The following is a 17781-nucleotide window of genomic DNA, read 5'->3' as shown; positions in this document are numbered from 1 at the left end:
AGGAACACGGGAACAGAATGAGCCAGTCCGAATTCGACGCGCCGCAACGCATCAGCGACTTCGACATCGAGTTGAAGCTGCTGCTGGAGGCGGTGTATCTCAAGTATCAGCACGACTTCCGGCACTACGCGATGTCGTCGCTGCGGCGCCGCCTGTCGCAGGCGCTCGAGGAATTCGGGTTGAAGACGCTCTCGCAGTTGCAGGACCGCATCATGCGCAACGGCGACGAGTTTTCGCGGCTGTTCCAGTACCTCACGGTCCAGGTCAGCGAGATGTTTCGCGACCCGGCGTATTTCCTCGCGCTGCGCGAACACGTGCTGCCGCGCTTGCGCACCTATCCGTCGATCAAGGTGTGGGTAGCGGGATGCAGCACGGGCGAAGAACTCTGGTCGCTGAAAATCCTCTTCGACGAGGAGGGCCTGACCGAGCGCACGCTGTTCTACGCGACCGACATCAACCCGGACGCGCTCGCGCGCGCCGAGTCCGGCATCTACGCGCTGGACCGGATTCAGGGCTTCACGCAGAACTATCTGGCGGCCGGCGGCAAGCGTTCGCTGTCCGACTACTACCATGCTGCCTATGGCGGCGCGCGTTTTGCGGGCTCGCTGAAAGAGCGCGTGGTGTTCGCCGACCACAGCCTGTCCACCGACGAGGTCTTTCTCGAAGCGCATCTGGTGTCGTGCCGCAACGTGCTGATCTATTTCGATCGCGGCTTGCAGGATCGCGCGCTGGGTCTGTTCGAGAACGCGCTCGTGCGGCGTGGTTTTCTGGGCTTGGGCAGCAAGGAAAGTTTGCGTTTTTCCAGTCATTACGAAGCGTTCGACGAATTCCGTCCGAGCGAACGCATTTATCAGAAGCGCTAGCACGCTCACCATGCCACGCTTAACCGTCCAGCCAGCCGTCGATTCCGAACCGCGCGCCGAAGCGGCGCGCGGCTACGAGCTCGTCGTGATCGGCGGCTCGGCGGGCGGCATCGAAGTGCTGAACGTGCTGCTCGGCGCGCTGCCTGCGGACTTCGCGCCGGCCGTTTTGATCGTCACGCACCTGCCGCCCGATCCGCCGAGCTACCTGGTGGATGCGTTCGCGCATCGCTGCGCGTTGCCGGTGCTCGAGCCCGATGCGGGCGAACGCATCATGCCGGGCCGCGTGCATATTGCGCCACCTGGTTATCACATGCTGGTGGAGGTGGACCGCACCGTCGCGCTGTCGACCGACGCCGCCGTGCGCTTTTCGCGTCCCTCGATCGACGTGCTGTTCGAGTCGGCCGCCCCCGTGTATGGCGAACGCCTGCTGGCGCTGCTGCTCTCCGGCGCCAACGACGACGGCGCGCAAGGCCTGAAGCGCGTGCGCGCGTTCGGCGGCACGGCCTGGGTGCAGGCGCCGGACACCGCTGCTTCCCCCGAGATGCCGCGTGCCGCGATTGAACGCGGCGTGGCGGATTTTATTTACACTCCCGAAACCATGGCCCGGCGGCTTGCCGCATTGCCGGCCTCTTTCTGACCCGATGCCATGACGAACTCACCTGTGAACATTCTGATCGTCGACGACATCGTCCACAACATCACGGCGCTCGAAGCCTTGCTGGCACGGCCGGATCTCGCCGTGCTGGTGGCCGACTCGGGCACGGCGGCGCTCGACCTGCTGCTCAAGCACGAAGTCGCGCTGGCGATTCTCGACGTCAACATGCCCGGCATGAACGGCTTCGAACTTGCCGCGCTGATGCGTGGCAGCCCGCGCACCTCGCACGTGCCGATCATCTTTCTGACGGCGACCGCGCAGGATGCGTCGCGCACGTTCCGCGGCTACGAAGCCGGCGCGGTCGACTTTCTCTATAAGCCGTTCGATCCGCGGATTCTGCAATCCAAGGTCGATGTGTTCGTGCAGCTCGAACAGCAGAAGCGCCAGCTCGCGGCGCAACTCGTCACCACGCGGCAGATGCTCGAAGCCAACGAGATGCTGATGGCGGTGCTGAGTCACGACTTGCGCACGCCGCTCGGCGCGGTGCTGGCGTCGGCGGAATATCTGATGCGCACGGCGGCCGACGAACAGTCGGTGACAGTGGCCGCGCGGGTGAAGAACAGTTCGCTGCGCATGGCGCGTATGGTCGACCAGTTGCTCAATCTCGCGCGTTTGCAGGGCGGGCGCCTGCCGTTGCAACCGCGCTCGATCGAACTGGCGACGCTGTGCCGTTCCGTGATCGACGAATTCGCGTCGCGCGAGAACGGCAAGCAGATCGTGTTCGCGAGCCGGGGCAATACGTCGGGCGCGTGGGACACGGACCTGGTCTGGCAGGCCGTGTCGAATCTGGTGAGCAACGCGCTGCATCATGGCGCGCCGGGCAGCGATATCGGTGTCGAGGTGGATGGCGAAGCGGTCGAGTCCGTGCGTCTGAAGGTCGCCAATCGCGGCACGATTCCGGCCGAGGTGTTTCCGCATCTGTTCAAGGCGTTTGGCCCGAACAACAGCGGTGCGCGCTCGCGCGAAGGGCTGGGGCTCGGCCTGCATATCGTGCAGGAGATCGCGCGGATGCACGGCGGCAATGTCAGCGTGCATTCCGACGAGGCGATAGGGACGATCTTTACGATCGAGTTGCCGAGAATGGTGACGTTCCAGCGCGGGTCGTTTACGGGCAAGTAAGCGCCCGATGCCACGGGCAGGGTCCGGTAATCAGCGGGCGAGATGCGTCACGGGGGCCGGCTTCGCGGTAGAAAATGTCCACGCGGTCGATCTCGATGCTGCGATAGCGCATGTCCGCGCATGTCGATGCGATGCCAGTGCTCCTTGCTCAGTCAGTGAGATCACGCGTTCTGGACAACTGTAGGCGTTCTTGCAGACCACCGGAAACAGTCCCGCGTTGCGCTGTGCTACGCTTGGCGAACCGAACCCCTTGCACGGCGACCCGACTCTCATCATGCGTTCCTGGCGCATCTCCGCACCGCACCGCAACGAACAGATCAGCACCTCGCGCGCGACCGAGCTCGTCATGTCGATCTCGCACGCGGATGCCGACGCGCTCGCCGCCAGCATCCTTAGAACCGTCGGCGATACGCTGCCTGTCTCGCAGTGCACCATCTTCGCCTATGAATTCGACGCGAGGCCGCGCACCGTGTCAGCCGCCGATCATCGCGGCGGCCGCTTTCTGCGCGACGTCGCCGATCGCTACGCCACGCACTTTTATGCCCTCGACGGCAATCGCGCCATTATCGGCCGTTCGCATGAAAAACCGGCGCGCGACGCGTTGGTGCTGCACCAGCAACAAAGCGAAGAGATCGAAAACGAAGCGTATCGCGCGGCCTGTTACGCGCAGCCGAATGTGTCCGACCGGCTATCGCTGCTCGTGCAGCCGATGGAAAGCGTCTGGCTGTCGATCAATCTGTATCGCGACCGCGCCTATGGCGTGTTTCAGCCGGGCGAGCTGGAACGCGTCGAAAGCCTCGCGCATCTGTTCGCGCACGCGGCGAAGAGTCATTACGCGCTGAATGGACAGCATCAGCAGGGTTCGGCCGCCGCGATGCTGGCGCGAGTCAGACGCGCTTGCCCGGCACTCACGCCGCGCGAACTCGATGTGTTGCGCGGCACGCTCGAAGGCGCCGGCGCCGCGGAAATCGCTGTGCAAATGGGCGTCAAGCCTGCCAGTGTGGTCACCTATCAAAAGCGCGCTTACGCGCGCCTTGGCATCTCTAGCCAGCGCCAGTTGTTCGCGCTGTGCATGGTGCCCGAGCGGGCTTGAGCCGACGCGTTCAGCAGTCGCCTGTCACGCACGCTTGGGCCGCACATCGGCCTGCGTCTCGCGATCCCAGCGCTTCAGCCACGGCATGATGAAATCCGCGAAACCGTCGGCGGGCGGCGACAATGCGCGCTCGGTGGAGCGATACACGCACACCTCGCGGATCGTTTCGGGATCGACGATGCGCTTCATTACCAGCCCGAAGGTCCGAGCCAGCGGCGCGACATAGGCGGGCGCGAGCGTAACGGCCAGCCCTTGCGAGGCCAGGCCGAACGCCGTGGTGACGTTGTCCACCACGTCCACCGGAATGATGCGCGCCTCCGCAGGCAGATTGGCCAGCATTTGACCGACCGCCCGTTCGTGGTCGCGGCCGGTGGCGACGATCGGCACCTCGCGCAAATGCGGCCACAGCACGCGGCGGCGCGCGTTCAACGGATGGCTCGGCGCGCACCACATCACCCACGGGCTCGCGAACGCCGGGTCGCATCGCACGCGTGTGCCGCTTTGCCGGTCGGGTCCGATCGCGAGGTCCACGTCGCCGCTTTCCACGCGTTCCACCAGTTGCTCGACCACGGTGTCGCAAATGCGCACGACCACCTTCGGCTTGTCGCGCGCATATTCGGCGATGGCCGCGGGCAGCGCGGTCGCCGCCAGCACCAGCGGCGCGCCGATCCGCACGATGCCCGCGGCGCGGTTGCGGATATCGTCGGCGGATTGCGCGGCGGCCCGAACATGGCGCAGCACCGATTCCGCCGACGATAGAAAATCCTGCCCCGCGCTCGACAGATTCACGCGCCGCGTGGTTCGGTCGAAGAGGCGAAAGCCGAGTTCCGTTTCGAGGTCGGCCAGCAACTGGCTGACCGCCGACGAAGTCAGGCCGAGCCGGTCCGCCGCCGCGCCGATGCTATGCAAATCGACGATGGCGAGAAACGCTTCGAACTGACGGATGGTGACGCGCGTGAGTGGCATTCGGCAATTCTAAAGAAAAACTAACGAATCGTGAAAAATCGATTGATTGTGCGCCGTGCGCCATGCGCGGAGACTTCTCCTAATCGACGCACCCAGCCAAACCCGCTTAGACTTCGGTCTCGCTCTGTCGACCTGAGTTGGCGCTTTCGTGCTTACTCCGGTCCTGCAAGTTGATTGCCGTCTGAGCCAGGCGGGCACGCAAGGCGGTTCACGCCGGGCTGTCGTTACGCCACACCAAGCGTCACACCAAGGCCGCAGCGCGGCCGCATTCAAGGAACTGCCATGTTCGACCACATTCCCGCTTATCCAGGCGACCCGATTCTGAGCCTGAACGAAGACTTTCAACTCGACCCGCGCACCAACAAGGTCAATCTGAGTATCGGCATCTATTTCGACGACGCCGGCAAGCTGCCGGTGATGGACGCCGTGCGCCGCGCCGAAATCGCGCTGCTCGATTCGATCGGCCCGCGCTCGTACCTGCCGATGGCCGGCCTGCCGCTCTATCGCGACGCGGCGCAGGCGCTGGTATTCGGCGCGGACAGCGAGGCGCGCAAGGCAGGCCGGATCGCGACGCTGCAAACCATCGGCGGCTCGGGCGCGCTCAAGGTCGGCGCCGATTTCCTGAAGCGCTATTTCCCCAGCTCGCAGATCTGGATCAGCGATCCGAACTGGGAAAACCATCGCGTCGTGTTTGAAGGCGCGGGGCTGACGGTCAACACCTACCCGTATTACGACGAACACACCGGCGGCTTGCGTTTCGCCGACATGATCGAGACGATCGGCCGCTTGCCTGAACAGAGCGTCGTGCTGCTGCACGCGTGCTGCCACAACCCGACCGGCGTCGATCTGAGCCCGGCGCAATGGGCCGAGCTGGTGCCGGTCTTGCAGCGCCGCAAGCTGATCGCTTTCGTCGATATGGCTTATCAGGGTTTCGGAGCCGGTCTGGAAGAAGACGCCGCCTGCGTGCGTCTGCTGGCCGACGCGGGCATTCCGTTGATCGCCGCGAATTCGTTCTCGAAGAATTTCTCGCTGTACGGCGAGCGCGTCGGCGCGTTGAGCGTGGTTTGCAAGAGCGCGGAAGAGGCCGGCCGCGTGCTCGGTCAATTGATGTCGACGGTGCGCGCGAACTACAGCAATCCGCCGACGCACGGCGCGCGGCTCGTCGCCAACGTGCTCGTGGATGCGTCGTTGCGCGCTTCATGGGAAGCGGAACTCGCCACCATGCGCGAGCGGATTCTCGCCATGCGCGGAACGATTCACGCCGGACTCGCGGGCCGTGTGGATGAAGTGATGCGCGCGCGCTACGTCGCGCAGCGCGGCATGTTCACCTATACGGGTTTGAGCGAAAGCCAGGTGGAGCGCCTGCGCAGCGAATACGCGGTGTATGTGCTGCGTTCCGGGCGCATGTGCGTGGCCGGTCTGAATGAACGCAACGCGGAGTATGTGGCGGCGTCGATCGCGGCCGTGGTGTCGGGCGCATAAGCGCGTTTTTTCGATCAACAGAACGATAACAGCAACGATCTTGCATGGGACCGGAGGAAGGCGCTAAAGCGCCAACTCCGGTCGACCGCTTTGCATGGGACCAGAGTAAGGCGCTAAAGCGCCAACTCTGGTCGACCGCTTTGCATGGGACCGGAGTAAGCGCTAAAGCGCCAACTCCGGTCGACAAGGGAGACCCAAATGACCACCCTCGACATACAAGCGCCGAGCGCGCCGAAGGCCCACTCGATGCATCCGGACGAATGGCATGCACGCGTGCAACTCGCGGCGTGCTATCGGATCTTCGACATGCTCGGCTGGACCGAGATGATCTATAACCACATCACGCTTCGCGTCCCCGCCAGCGTGAGCGGCGGCGAGCGGCAGTTCCTGATCAACCCGTTCGGGCTGCACTATAGCGAAGTGACCGCGAGCAACCTCGTGAAGATCGATGCACAGGGACGCGTGCTCGATCACTCGCCGTATCCGGTGAATCCGGCCGGCTTCGTCGTGCATGCGGCGATTCACGAAGGCTTGCCCGACGCGCACTGCGTGATGCACACGCATACCACGGCGGGCGTCGCCGTGGCCTGTCTGGAGGACGGTCTGCAGCAGACCAATTTCTACAGCGCACAATTGCACGACCGCATTGCGTATCACGACTTCGAGGGCATCACGGTTCACGCCGAAGAAGGTCCGCGCCTCCTGAAGCACATCGGTGACAGGCAGGCGGTGATCTTGCGCAATCATGGCCTGCTTGCGTGGGGCCACACCTTGCCGCAAACTTTCGCGGTCCTGTGGACGCTCAACCGCGCCTGCGAAATCCAGATGGCGACATTCGCGATGGGCCGCGCACGGCCGGTGCCGGAAGACGTGGCGATTCGCTGCTCGCGCGACGCGCTGCAGTTCGATCCGCGTCACGGCGCGGGGCAAGACGTGTTCGATGCGTTGGTGCGGCGAGTGGACCGCATCGACGCCAGTTACAAGGATTGAAACGATGAAAGTAGCTATCTACGGCGCAGGCGCGATCGGCGGCTGGATGGGTGTGAAGCTCGCGCAGACCGGCCATGACGTAAGCGTCGTGGCGCGCGGCGGGACGCTGAACGCGCTGCGCGAGCACGGCTTGCGTCTGATCGAAGGCGGCGTGACGCATGCCGTGAAGGTGAAGGCGAGCGACAAGCCCGCGGACCTCGGCGTGCAGGATCTCGTCGTGGTCGCCGTCAAGGGACCGGCGATGGCGTCGGTGGCCGCGCAGATCGCGCCGCTGCTTGGCGCGCAAACGATCGTATTGACCGCGATGAACGGCGTGCCATGGTGGTTCTGCGACGGGCTCGGCGCGGACTTCGCCGGCAGGCGCTTGAAGTCGATCGATCCCGACGGCGCGATTGCCGCCGCGATTCCCTCCGCGCAGACCGTGGGCTGCGTGGTGCACGCCAGTTGTCTGGTCGCAGCGCCGGGCATGATCCGCCATCATCAGGGCAATGGGCTGATTATCGGCGAAGCGTCGGGGCGGTCGAGCGAGCGTGTCGCGGCGCTCATGGCCACGCTCGCGGCGGCGGGCTTCAATGCGTCGGTGTCGGCGCAGATCCAGCGCGACGTCTGGTACAAGCTGTGGGGCAATATGACGATGAATCCGATCAGCGCCATCACCGGCGCGACCACCGACCGGATTCTCAGCGACGAGCTGGCGCGCAACTTCGTGACGAGCATCATGCTGGAGGCAAAGGAAATCGGCGCGCGCTTCGGAATTCCGATCGACCAGGAGCCGGCGGATCGCCACGAGGTCACACTGAAACTCGGCGCGATGAAAACCTCGATGCTGCAGGACGTGCAAGCGGGTAAAGCGGTCGAACTCGACGCGTTGGTGGCCGCGGTGCGCGAACTGGGACAACTGACAGGCGTCGCTACGCCGTACACGGATGCGCTGCTCGGTCTCGCGCGCCTGCACGCGAGCACGCTGGGTTTGTATCCGAAGCAGTGACACCAGCCTCGATGAAAGGCCGCCGTGCCATGAGAGGCGCGGCGGCTTTTTTTACGCCTTATGCCGTCACCGCGGTCGAAGCCGGCAGCCGTGCCGCTTCGATCAACGACAACGCGCGCCGCGGGTTGTCGAGTTCGGTCAGGCACAGCATCGCGAGGCGGGCCAGATACAACGGCGCCTGAGCTTCGCCTTCGTTCGTGAGGGTCTTGCAGAGCGTCGTGTAGACGAGATCGAGATCGCTATCGGTCATGAGGTGGGTCTCCTTTTGTTAAGTCGTCAGCGCCGTGCTGATGGCGCGCTGCGTGGCCGCCGCGCTGCCGTCCCGCCAGCGGGCGAGTACGTGGCCGTCGGGGCGGATCAGATAGACGGTGCCGGGCGTGGCGTCGAGCATGTCGTGCAGACGGCCGGTGTGGTCGATCACGTTTGAGCTCGTAGCGTTTTGCGTGTCGTTCCTGACCAGCATGACGGCTTTGAACGGAATCCCTTGTTCGGCCAGCGTGGTTTGCAATGGCTGCCACGCTGTGTCTTGAGCGGAGTCGTCGTTCCCGTTCGCGTTTGGACCGAAGCACAGCGCGGTGAAGCAAGGCCCGAGCAGATCCGTCAGATGAATATCGACGACCACGCCGTCTTCCGTACGTTTGAGCCGGCATTCCGGCAACACCGTGCCGGGCGCCGGGCCTTGCTTGAAAGCATCGGCCACGTCGCCCGCGGCTTCGTTGAGCGGCGACTTCACATAGGCAATCGCATGTGTCTGCCGAGGATTGATCAGCGGACGCACGGCCGCGTGATGCTCCGCGAGGCCGAGCACCGCCTGGCGCATCAGATCGTAGGCGAACGAGGGCGGCGCCATGAACTCCGTGCTCTTCATGCCGTAGCTCAGGTTCTCGCGTGCCGCGAACACGCGCTCGTCGCTGTAGCTGTCGAGCAGTCGCGGCGATGCCACGCCGTTCACGACGCAGGCCAGTTTCCAGCCGAGGTTGTCCGCGTCGTCGATACCGGAATTGGCGCCGCGCACGCCGAAAATCGGCACGAGATGCGCGGCGTCGCCCGCGAACAGCACCGGGCCGTGCCGGTAGCGTTCGAGCGTTAGCGCGTTGGCCTTGTAGACGGTGACCCAGATCGGCGACCATGCGCCGGTTTCGCCCATGGAGTCGAGCACGCTCTGCACGCGCGGCATGACGTTCTCGGGCCGCACGGCGGCTTCCGGGTCTTCGTCGTCGCGAAGCTGATAGTCGATGCGCCAGACGTTGTCGGGCTGCTTGTGCACCAGCACCGTCGAGCCGGGGTTGGAGGGCGGATCGAAATACGCGAGACGCTCGGTGGCGCGTGCGCTGTCCAGTTCGATGTCCACGATCACGTAGCGGCCTTCATATGTGGTGCCGGTGAGCTTGAGGCCGAGCGCCTCGCGGATCGTGCTGCGGCCGCCGTCGCAGGCGACCACCCAGTCGGCGTGCATCTGCCACGCGGTGTCGCCGGTGCGCAGCGCGAGCGTCGCCCCGCCCGTGCTTTCCAGGTTCCCGCGGCCGCCTTCCGCCGCGTGCTGTTCGATGCCGGTCACGCGCGTCTGCCAGCGGATCTCGATCAGATCGGCATGCCGTTCCACCTCGTCGAGCAGCAACTGTTCGATCTGGTATTGCGCGATGTTGATCATCGGCGGCAGCGATTGCTCGTCGTCCTGATGCATGGCGAAGCGGAACACTTCGGTGTCGCGGTAGAAGCTGCGGCCGCCCGTCCACGGCAAGCCTTTTTGCAGGAAGCCTTGCACGACGCCGAGTCGCTTGAATATCTCCAGACTGCGCCGCGAGATGCAGATCGCGCGGCTGCCGGTGCACACACCGTCGTCGGCTTCGATCAGCACCGAGCGCACGCCCTGGCGAGCCAGCGCGAGCGCCAGCGTCATGCCGACCGGCCCGCCGCCGACGATCGCCACGGACCGCCTGAGCGAGTCGCGCCCGTCGACGAGCGATGGCACCACGCCCTCATAGTGACGAGGCGAAAACGGATAGGGTTTGAAGGGGCGGCTCATGCGTGTCTCCTGGATCTTCGATGCCGGGAATTGCCCGCCGGGGCTGGTTAGCTCTTCAAGGCGGTGCGAATCGATAACGAAGTATGAAGGAGGGCGCGCGTGCGGCTGTCCTCATTTTGGGTACAAAGAGCGGGGCAAGGCCGCGGCGGCGAAGCAGGCTCTCAGTCCGCTCCGCCCACATGCGAAGGCTGGCGCGCATGCTGCAGGCTCGAGGCCGCCTGGCATTCCTCGATCATCGCGCGGAAGGTGGGGGCCGCGTGCGAAGCGCCGGTCGCGCCCGTCTCCGGCCCGCCTTCCGGCGCGCCGCCGACGCCGACCACCAGCGTCGCCCGCGGCCGCCATTCGCGCGTGCGCCGCAGCATGTTGCGCAGATACGGCGGCGATTCCGGCGCATCGAGCGAGACGATGCAGATGATCGGCGCGTCCTTGAAGCTCGGTTCGTCGGCGCGTGCGCTGCGATAACCCGAGTGCGTGGCCATCATCGGCGCGAGGCCCTGGCGACCGAGCAACTGCACGGCGATCGCGGTGGTGACTTCGTCGAACGAACCGCGTCCGGGTACGCACAGCACCGACGTTTTTTCGGTTTCACGGCGCATCTGTGGCTGCGCTGAAATGTGGCTATCGTGGCGCTCGGAAAGATCGGCCGAGGCCGAAGCGAGCAGCGCGCTCGCGGTGTCGGCGGGTTCGCTGCGCGCGAGGCGGTCCGGCAAGCCGTCCGCGATTTCCAGGTTTTCGACGATGTCCACCAGCGCGTCGTTGATACGCTGCAACTGGTCCGGCATCAGCACGCCGCGCATCGCGTCGTTGCGGGCGAGCTTGAGGCCTTCGAGCGCGACCTTGTCGTAGTAGTCGATCAGCGACATCTCGCGCAAGAGGCGCTCCGCCTGCACGATGGCCTCGTGCGGATCGTCCGCGAGCAGCCGCTGATAGAAGTTCTGCGCGGGCGTGAGCGCGGGCTGATCGCCCAGCAGCACCGTGAGAAAGTTCAGGCGGTCGGCGTAGCGCCCCAGCGTGACCACGCACAACGTGAGCGGCGTCGACAGCACGAGGCCGACCGGTCCCCACAGCCAGCTCCAGAAAATCGCCGCCACCACTACCGCGAGCGGCGACAGGCCGGAGCGGTGGCCATACAGCAGCGGCTCGGCGATCTGCCCGGCCACCACGTCGACGACGATGAACAGGATCAGCGTATAGACCGCCATGGTCCATTGCGGCTGAATCGCGGCCGCGAGGAACACGGCGAGAATTGCGGCGATCCAGATGCCGATATACGGCACGAAGCGCAGCAACGCGGCGATCACCCCGAACAGCAGCGCACCCGGCACGCCGATGATGGCCAGACCGATAGCGATCACGCCGCCCGCGCTCAGATTCACACCGAGTTGCGCGACGAAGTAGCGGGAGAGGCGCACGGCGGCGTCGTTGATCGCGGTGGTGGTGCGGTGCAGATCGCGCGAGCCGAACAGACTGATCAAACGGTCGCGCAAATCCTCGCGTTGCAGCAGGATGAAAATCGTCACGACCAGCACGATGAAGGTCGTTTCGATCGGCGCGATAGCCGGCGACAGCGCGCGTTGCGCAAGTTGCATCGGCGTGGGCGACGGCTCGTGCACTTCGACCTGCTGCGGCACGGCGGGCGCGTTGCGCGCGGCGCGTCCGGTGGGACGCGGCGGGTTCGGCTTGGGCGGGGCCACGCGCTGCAAGGCGACGGCGGCGCGGCTCATCAGCGAATCGGCGCGGCCGACGGTTTTCTCCTGGACCGTTTCGATTTTTTGCTCGATCGCCTCCTGATACTGCGGCAGGTCGGCCGCGAGTTGCACCAGTTGCGCACCGATCAGCGCACCCACCGCGAGCAGGCTGGCCAATGCGAACAACACGGCGATGAAGATCGACGGCAGTTGCCCCATATGGAAACGCCGCAACATCTGCACGAGCGGAGCGAGCAGGAAGCTGAGCAGCACCGAGAGCGTGATCGGGATCAACACCGCGCGGCCGAAGTACAACCCGCACACCACCACCACGCCGGTAATCACCGACGCGAGGCCATGCAGACTGGGCGTGCCCGGCGGGTAAACGCGGTTTGGCCGCCCGTGCGGCGGTAAGGATATTTTCATGAGCACACTTTCCGATTGAGACGCGCTGTCGTTCTTATGCTCGCCGCTCGCGGACACAGAGAGGAAGTCCGGGCCATACGCATGAGCAATTCATATGCCCGGATTGTAGGCGCTTTGACGCGGGACAGCCTATTGCTCAGCCCATGTGCAGACGCAGCAAGCCGAGCAATTGCGAGCTCGCATACAGCAGCAGGCCGATAAAGCCGCCGACAATCGTCCCGTTGATGCGGATGTATTGCAGATCCTTACCAATGTTCAGTTCGATCTGCCGTGACATCTCGTGCGAGTCCCAGTTCTTGACGGTGTCGCTGATATGGCGCGTCAGGAACTTCGCGAAGTCCGGCGCCATCGCGCGTGCGGCTTCCTCCAGGTGGTCATTGAGCGACTGGCGCAACGCCGGATCGTGCGCGAGTTCGCGGCCGACCCATTGGCCCATCGCCACCACGCGCGCATGCAGCGCCGAGTCGCTGCTTTGCAGATCGCGCTTGAGCCACGCGCGCAATTCGCCCCACATGTCTTTCACATAGGAACTGAGCGCGTCGCCTTCCACCAGATAGCGTTTCAGCTCCTCGCCTTTTTGCAGGAACGCGGGATCGGTTTTGAGCTTGACGATCAGCTTGTGCGCGGCGTCGTCGAACTTCTGGCGCAACTGATGCGTGGGGTTCTCGCTGATCTGTTCGAGCATGCGGTTCACCGCCTTGGCGATGGCTTCGGCGCCTTTCTCGCCAAGCCATGCCGAAGGCAGAATCTTTTCGATCGTTGGGTACTCGCTTTTCACCCAGTCGACGATCCGTTCGGCGATGAACTCGCGCGCATGCGGTTCGCGCAGCAGCGCCACGACCTGTTCGATGCCGGCGTCGAGCAGTTCCTGATGACGGCCGTCTTTGGTGAGCGTGTCGAGAATCGCGCCCATCGATTGCGACAGATCCACCTTGGCCAGTACGTCGCGCAGCGCGTCCTTGATGAAGACCTGGATACGCACGTCGTCGGTCAATTCAAGAATGCCGCTGGTGAGCTTGACGACGTAGTCGCCCAAACGCGCGGTGTTGGCCGGCTGCGTCAGCCAGCCGGTGATGCTGCGCGCCGGATCGTGCTTCTGGATCAGGCCGACTAGCGAAGGCACATCCAGAAACTTGTCCTGCACGAACACCGCGAGGTTGTCGGCGATCTTGTGCTTGTTCCTCGGAATGATCGCGGTGTGCGCGGAGACGATCGGGATCGGCACGCGGCGAAACAGGGCGACCACCGCGAACCAGTCGGCGAGTGCGCCCACCATCGCGGCCTCGGCGATCGCCTTGATGCCGTCCACCCAGATGCCGCGCGGCATGAACGCGGTCACCACGAAAACGCAGGCGGCGGCGAGCAACAGCAGTAACGGCGTGCGCTTGGCCTTCTTCAGTTCGATTGCTTTGTTCATCGGCGGCAGGGCAGCGGGTCTAGGTCGATTGAAATAATGTGGAGCGCTTGGCTCGCGCGTCCGGAAACGCGAGTGTAGCGCCGCTCGTCAGCGCATGGGCCAGGCCGCGCTGGCCGTCAAGGGCTAGCTTTGCCGCGTGGGCACGGTAACATCTGCGGTTAGACTGCGCCGCCTTGCCCGGCGAGGCAGATTGCAATTGAATGGAAGGGAGGCACAGTGATCAGGTTTCTGCACACCGCGGACTGGCAGATCGGCACGCAATTCGGCCAGTTCGAGCCGGACGAAGCGGCGCATCTTGCCGAGGCTCGCTTCGAGACCGTGCGCCGGATCGCCGGAGAAGCCGCCGCGCGCAAGGTCGACGCGGTGCTCGTGGCCGGCGACGTATTCGATCTGCAAACGGTCTCGGACACGGTGATCCGCCGTCTGTTCGGCGCGCTGCAAGCCTTCACCGGGCCGTGGATCATGCTGCCGGGCAATCACGACGCCGCGCTCGTCGAGAGCGTGTGGACCCGCGCGCAGCGCCTGAACTGCGTCGCGCCGAATGTGCGCCTCGTGCTCGAACCCGGCGTGGTGCTACTGGACGAGTGCCGCTGCGCGCTGCTATGCGCGCCGCTCACGCAACGCATCACGTATGACGACACCACCGGTTTCTTCGATACGACGGAGACGCCGCCCGGCTATCACCGCATCGGGCTCGCGCACGGCAGCGTGAGTGGGATTCTGCAGGAAGGCATCGACTCGTCGAATCCGATCGCGCCGTCGCGTGCCGCGAGTGCGCGTCTGGACTATCTGGCGCTCGGCGACTGGCACGGCCATCTGCGTGTCGATGAGCGCATCTGGTATGCCGGCACGCACGAGCAGGACCGCTTCCGCGCCAACGATCCCGGTTTCATGCTCGACGTCACGCTGAACGAGCCGGGCGCGTCGCCGGTGGTCGAGCCGGTGCGGGTCGGTCAATATCAATGGCATCGCTGGGACGAAACCATCGCCGTGCCGACCGATGTGGATACGCTGAAGGCGCGCCTCGCCACGCTGGGCAGCCACGACGTGCTGCGCGTGACGGTCCAAGGCACGGCCGCGCTGGCCGACGCCGAAGCGCTTCACGTCGCGGTGGAAGAAGCGCGAGCCCGCGTGCGGGCCTTGCGCGTCGACCTGAGCGGCCTGCAAGTGCTGCCCACCGACGACGACCTCGCCGAACTCGGCGCGCAAAGCGGCTACCTCGCTAAGGTGGTGGCGCGTCTGCGTGGCTTGCAGGAAGACCCGCAGTCCGACCCGCAAGAGGTCAAGCGCGCGGCCGAGGCATTGCTGCTTCTGGCGCGTTTTCAACGTGAATTGCCGCGCGAAGCGAGGTCCGCATGAAGCTGCAAAGCATTGCGATTCAGGAATTCAAGCAGTTCACCGGCAAGCTCGTCATCGACGATCTGCAGCCTGGTTTGAATCTCTTTGTCGGTCCGAACGAGGCCGGCAAGAGCACCATTGCCGAAGCCGTACGCGCCGTGTTTCTGGAGCGCTACAAGGCCTCGCATCTGAAAGACCTGTTGCCGTGGGGCAAGGCGAGCGGACAGCCGTCGGTCGAAGTGAGTTTCGATCTGGACGGCACGGCGTGCCGATTGTCGAAGCAGTTCGTCACGCGGCAGCGCTGCGAGTTGAAGATCGGCCAGAGCGCGTTCGGCGAAGATGAAGCCGAAGACAGGCTCGCGGCCTTGCTCGGTTTTTCACGCGCCGCGCGTGGGCCGTTGAAGGCCGAGAACGCGGGCGTGCCCGGTTTGTTGTGGGTGCAGCAAGGCAGCACGCAGGAGATGCGCGATTCCACCGGTCACGCGGCGCAGTATCTGCGCGATGCGCTGTCGCAACTCTCGGGCAGCCGCGAATCGGCGGGCGAAGATGCGCTGATCGCCGCCGTGCAGCGTGAGCTTCGGCAACTGCTCACCGCGCGTACGCAGAAGCCGACTGGGCCGCTGGCGGAGGCGGAGCAGGCGCTGGCCAGGTTGATCGAAGAGCGTGGGGATCTTGAACAGCAGCGTCAACAGTTCGAGGCGAACATTGCGAGTCTCGCCGCGCAGCAGCAAGCTTTCGACGATACCCAGCGCAAGCGTCCGTGGGAGCTTCACGAGCAGAAGGCCTTGCAGGCGCAGTTACGCGCCGACGCCGTCGTGCAACTCGAGGGCAGCTTGCGAGGACTTGAGCAGTCGCTGAAGGCGAGCGAAGCCGAACTGGCGCTGCCGTTGCAACAGGAGCAGAACGCGCTCGAACTGGAAGCGGCCGTCGCGCGCGAGCGCCAGCAACTCGACGCACAGCGGGCGAGCGTGGCGGCGGTCCAGGCCGAGCACGGGCAAGCAGTCTCCAGCGTGACGCAATTCGAGCAGGCTTTCGCCGATGCCAGCCGCGCGCTCGAACTGGCCAACGCGGCAGTGACCGCAGCCGATCTGCGTAGCCAGATCGGACTCTATCGCGCTGAGAGCGAGCGGCTCGAAGCATCGATCGTTGCTGCCAGCAAAGCGAACGACGCCGTGCTCGAAGCCGCGCGCGAGGCGGCCACGCTCGAAATCGACGAGGCGAAACTGAAGCGGCTTGCCTCGCTCGGCAGCGAGTTGAGCGTGCTGCGCGCCCGCACCGAAGCTGCCATGACGCGCATCGAATACCGCCTGAACGGCGCGATCACGGTCAACGATGAGCCGCTGAGCGGCGCAGGCGTGCTGCGTCTGGACGAGGAGAAGCGGATCAGTCTCGGCACGTTAGGCGACTTGCAGGTGATTCCGGGCGTCTCCGATCTGCCGGCGCGCTTGTCCGAACTCGCGTCGCTCGAAGCCCAGCATGCGCAATTGTTGCAGGCGCTCGGCGTCGCTTCGCTCGCCGAGGGCGAGTCGAGGCACGAGCGTTGGAAGGCCGCGGTCGCGCAGCAGAAAAGCCAGGCGAAGATTCTCGACGTGCACGCGCCGCAAGGCATCGAGGCGTTGCGCGCGGCGTCGGCAACGGCCGCGGCGCGCATGCAGGCCGCCAACGAGCGGCTCGCGGGTTTGCCAGACGTGTCGGCTGCGCCGCCGCTCGACGAAGCGCGCCGCAACGCCGAGATCGCGCGCGACGCGTTGGAGGCCGCGCGCAAAGTGCTGACCCAGGCGGCCGATAAAAAATCGACCGGCATGGCGAATGAGGAATCACTCGCGGCTCAGTTGCAGCGCAAGGAAGCGCAGTTGAATGACGAAGCGTTCCGCCGCAATCGCGCGCAGTGGCTGACGAAAATCGTCGAACAACGCGTGCAGGTCGAGGCATTGCGCAAGCAGCGCGAAGGGCGCGAGCGCGAACTGGAAGCAGCGCGCCTCGACGATCCGGCGGCTGAGGCGAAGCGCTATCGCGCGTCGGCGGAACTTGCGCGCGGCGAGCAGAACGATCGGCAAGTGAAGATCGCGGGATTGCGCAGTCAACTGGAGACGGTCGGCGCGTCCGGTCTCGGCGAGCGTCTGGCGGCGGTCGAGGCCAAGGTCGAGCAGGCCACGCGGCGCAAGGACGAACTCGGCTTGCGCGCGAGCGCGTTGAGTCTGCTCGACGAAGTGCTGGTCGACGAACGCGATGCCGCGGTGGCGCAATTGCGCGCGCCGTTGACCGAACGGCTGGGGCATTATCTGAAGCGGATTTTCCCGCAGTCGACCATCGCGCTCGGCGACGATCTGAGTCCCGCCACGCTGGACCGTTTCGGCCGCGCGGACACGCTCGATGCGCTGAGCTTCGGCACGCGCGAACAACTCGGCATTCTGACTCGGCTCGCGTATGCGGATCTGCTGAAGGCGTCGGGCCGGCCGACCTTGCTCATGCTCGACGACGCCGCCGTGCATACCGATGCCGCGCGGCGCGATGCGATCAAGCGCGCGCTGATCGACGCGGCCACGCGGCATCAGATTCTGGTGTTCACGTGCCACCCGGAGCTGTGGGACGATCTCGGCGTGAGGCAGCGGTCGATTGAGGATTTAAAGGTGGCTGCTTGGGCGCCGGGCCAGGCGAGCACGGTGTCGGGATGAACAGGCCAGACCGCATGAATCGTGGCATGCGGCCGATGAATTTGCGTAAATCCAC

General features: G+C 65.1%; 14 protein-coding genes. 9 read left to right on the top strand and 5 right to left on the bottom strand.

Translation table 11 applies throughout. The annotated features are described in order from the left end of the window. Positions 1–17 precede the first annotated feature (17 nt). From B0G74_RS23950 to B0G74_RS23935, 4 genes are all read left to right on the top strand, one after another. Positions 18–863: a CheR family methyltransferase gene (locus B0G74_RS23950; protein ID WP_132377350.1), complete on the top strand. Its 846-nt coding sequence runs from the start codon at positions 18–20 to the stop codon at positions 861–863. 10 nt (positions 864–873) lie between these two features. After that, on the top strand, positions 874–1500 hold the full coding sequence (locus B0G74_RS23945) for a chemotaxis protein CheB (RefSeq protein ID WP_132377349.1): 627 nt from the start codon (positions 874–876) through the stop codon (positions 1498–1500). Between the two features lie 9 nt (positions 1501–1509). After that, complete coding sequence (locus B0G74_RS23940; RefSeq protein WP_132377348.1) at positions 1510–2637, top strand: hybrid sensor histidine kinase/response regulator; 1128 nt, start codon at positions 1510–1512, stop codon at positions 2635–2637. Positions 2638–2911: 274 nt separating this feature from the next. Then, entirely contained in the window at positions 2912–3730 is an 819-nt protein-coding gene (locus B0G74_RS23935) for a helix-turn-helix transcriptional regulator (protein ID WP_132377347.1), read from the top strand. A 24-nt stretch (positions 3731–3754) separates the two neighbouring features. On the opposite strand, the gene B0G74_RS23930 is transcribed toward B0G74_RS23935, so the two are convergent. Next, on the bottom strand, positions 3755–4696 hold the full coding sequence (locus tag B0G74_RS23930) for a LysR family transcriptional regulator (protein WP_132377346.1): 942 nt from the start codon (positions 4694–4696) through the stop codon (positions 3755–3757). Between the two features lie 282 nt (positions 4697–4978). On the opposite strand from B0G74_RS23930, the gene B0G74_RS23925 reads away from it, so the two are divergent. The 3 genes from B0G74_RS23925 (at position 4979) to B0G74_RS23915 (ending at position 8156) form a co-directional block, all read left to right on the top strand. Further along, positions 4979–6178 (top strand): amino acid aminotransferase, encoded by a 1200-nt coding sequence (locus B0G74_RS23925; protein ID WP_132377345.1) that lies wholly within the window; start codon positions 4979–4981, stop codon positions 6176–6178. Positions 6179–6376: 198 nt separating this feature from the next. Next, entirely contained in the window at positions 6377–7168 is a 792-nt protein-coding gene (locus B0G74_RS23920; RefSeq protein WP_132377344.1) for a class II aldolase/adducin family protein, read from the top strand. Between the two features lie 4 nt (positions 7169–7172). Further along, positions 7173–8156, top strand: a complete 984-nt coding sequence (locus B0G74_RS23915; protein ID WP_132377343.1) for a 2-dehydropantoate 2-reductase — start codon at positions 7173–7175, stop codon at positions 8154–8156. A gap of 58 nt (positions 8157–8214) precedes the next feature. Here B0G74_RS23915 and B0G74_RS23910 read toward each other — a convergent pair whose 3' ends face one another. The 4 genes from B0G74_RS23910 to B0G74_RS23895 form a co-directional block, all read right to left on the bottom strand. Beyond that, positions 8215–8406 carry a hypothetical protein gene (locus tag B0G74_RS23910; protein ID WP_132377342.1) on the bottom strand — a complete coding sequence of 64 codons (192 nt, stop codon included), beginning with the start codon at positions 8404–8406 and terminating at the stop codon, positions 8215–8217. An 18-nt stretch (positions 8407–8424) separates the two neighbouring features. Beyond that, complete coding sequence (locus B0G74_RS23905; protein ID WP_132377341.1) at positions 8425–10182, bottom strand: FAD-dependent oxidoreductase; 1758 nt, start codon at positions 10180–10182, stop codon at positions 8425–8427. A gap of 161 nt (positions 10183–10343) precedes the next feature. Further along, a complete protein-coding gene (locus B0G74_RS23900; protein WP_132377340.1) occupies positions 10344–12296 on the bottom strand; it encodes an AI-2E family transporter in 1953 nt (650 codons plus the stop codon). 136 nt (positions 12297–12432) lie between these two features. Beyond that, positions 12433–13713, bottom strand: coding sequence for a DUF445 domain-containing protein (locus tag B0G74_RS23895; protein ID WP_132377339.1), 1281 nt, complete (start codon positions 13711–13713; stop codon positions 12433–12435). A 216-nt stretch (positions 13714–13929) separates the two neighbouring features. Between B0G74_RS23895 and B0G74_RS23890 the strand changes: the two genes are divergently transcribed. Together B0G74_RS23890 and B0G74_RS23885 are read left to right on the top strand one after the other, a co-directional pair. Further along, a complete protein-coding gene (locus B0G74_RS23890) occupies positions 13930–15072 on the top strand; it encodes a DNA repair exonuclease (protein ID WP_132377338.1) in 1143 nt (380 codons plus the stop codon). Further along, a complete protein-coding gene (locus B0G74_RS23885; protein ID WP_132377337.1) occupies positions 15069–17726 on the top strand; it encodes an AAA family ATPase in 2658 nt (885 codons plus the stop codon). The genes B0G74_RS23890 and B0G74_RS23885 overlap by 4 nt, the downstream gene beginning before the upstream one ends. Positions 17727–17781 lie beyond the last annotated feature (55 nt).

This window comes from Paraburkholderia sp. BL9I2N2 (assembly GCF_004339745.1).
Lineage (GTDB): Bacteria > Pseudomonadota > Gammaproteobacteria > Burkholderiales > Burkholderiaceae > Paraburkholderia.
The sequence above is the reverse complement of the archived record's forward strand: the minus strand, read 5'-3'. Positions and strand labels throughout refer to the sequence as shown.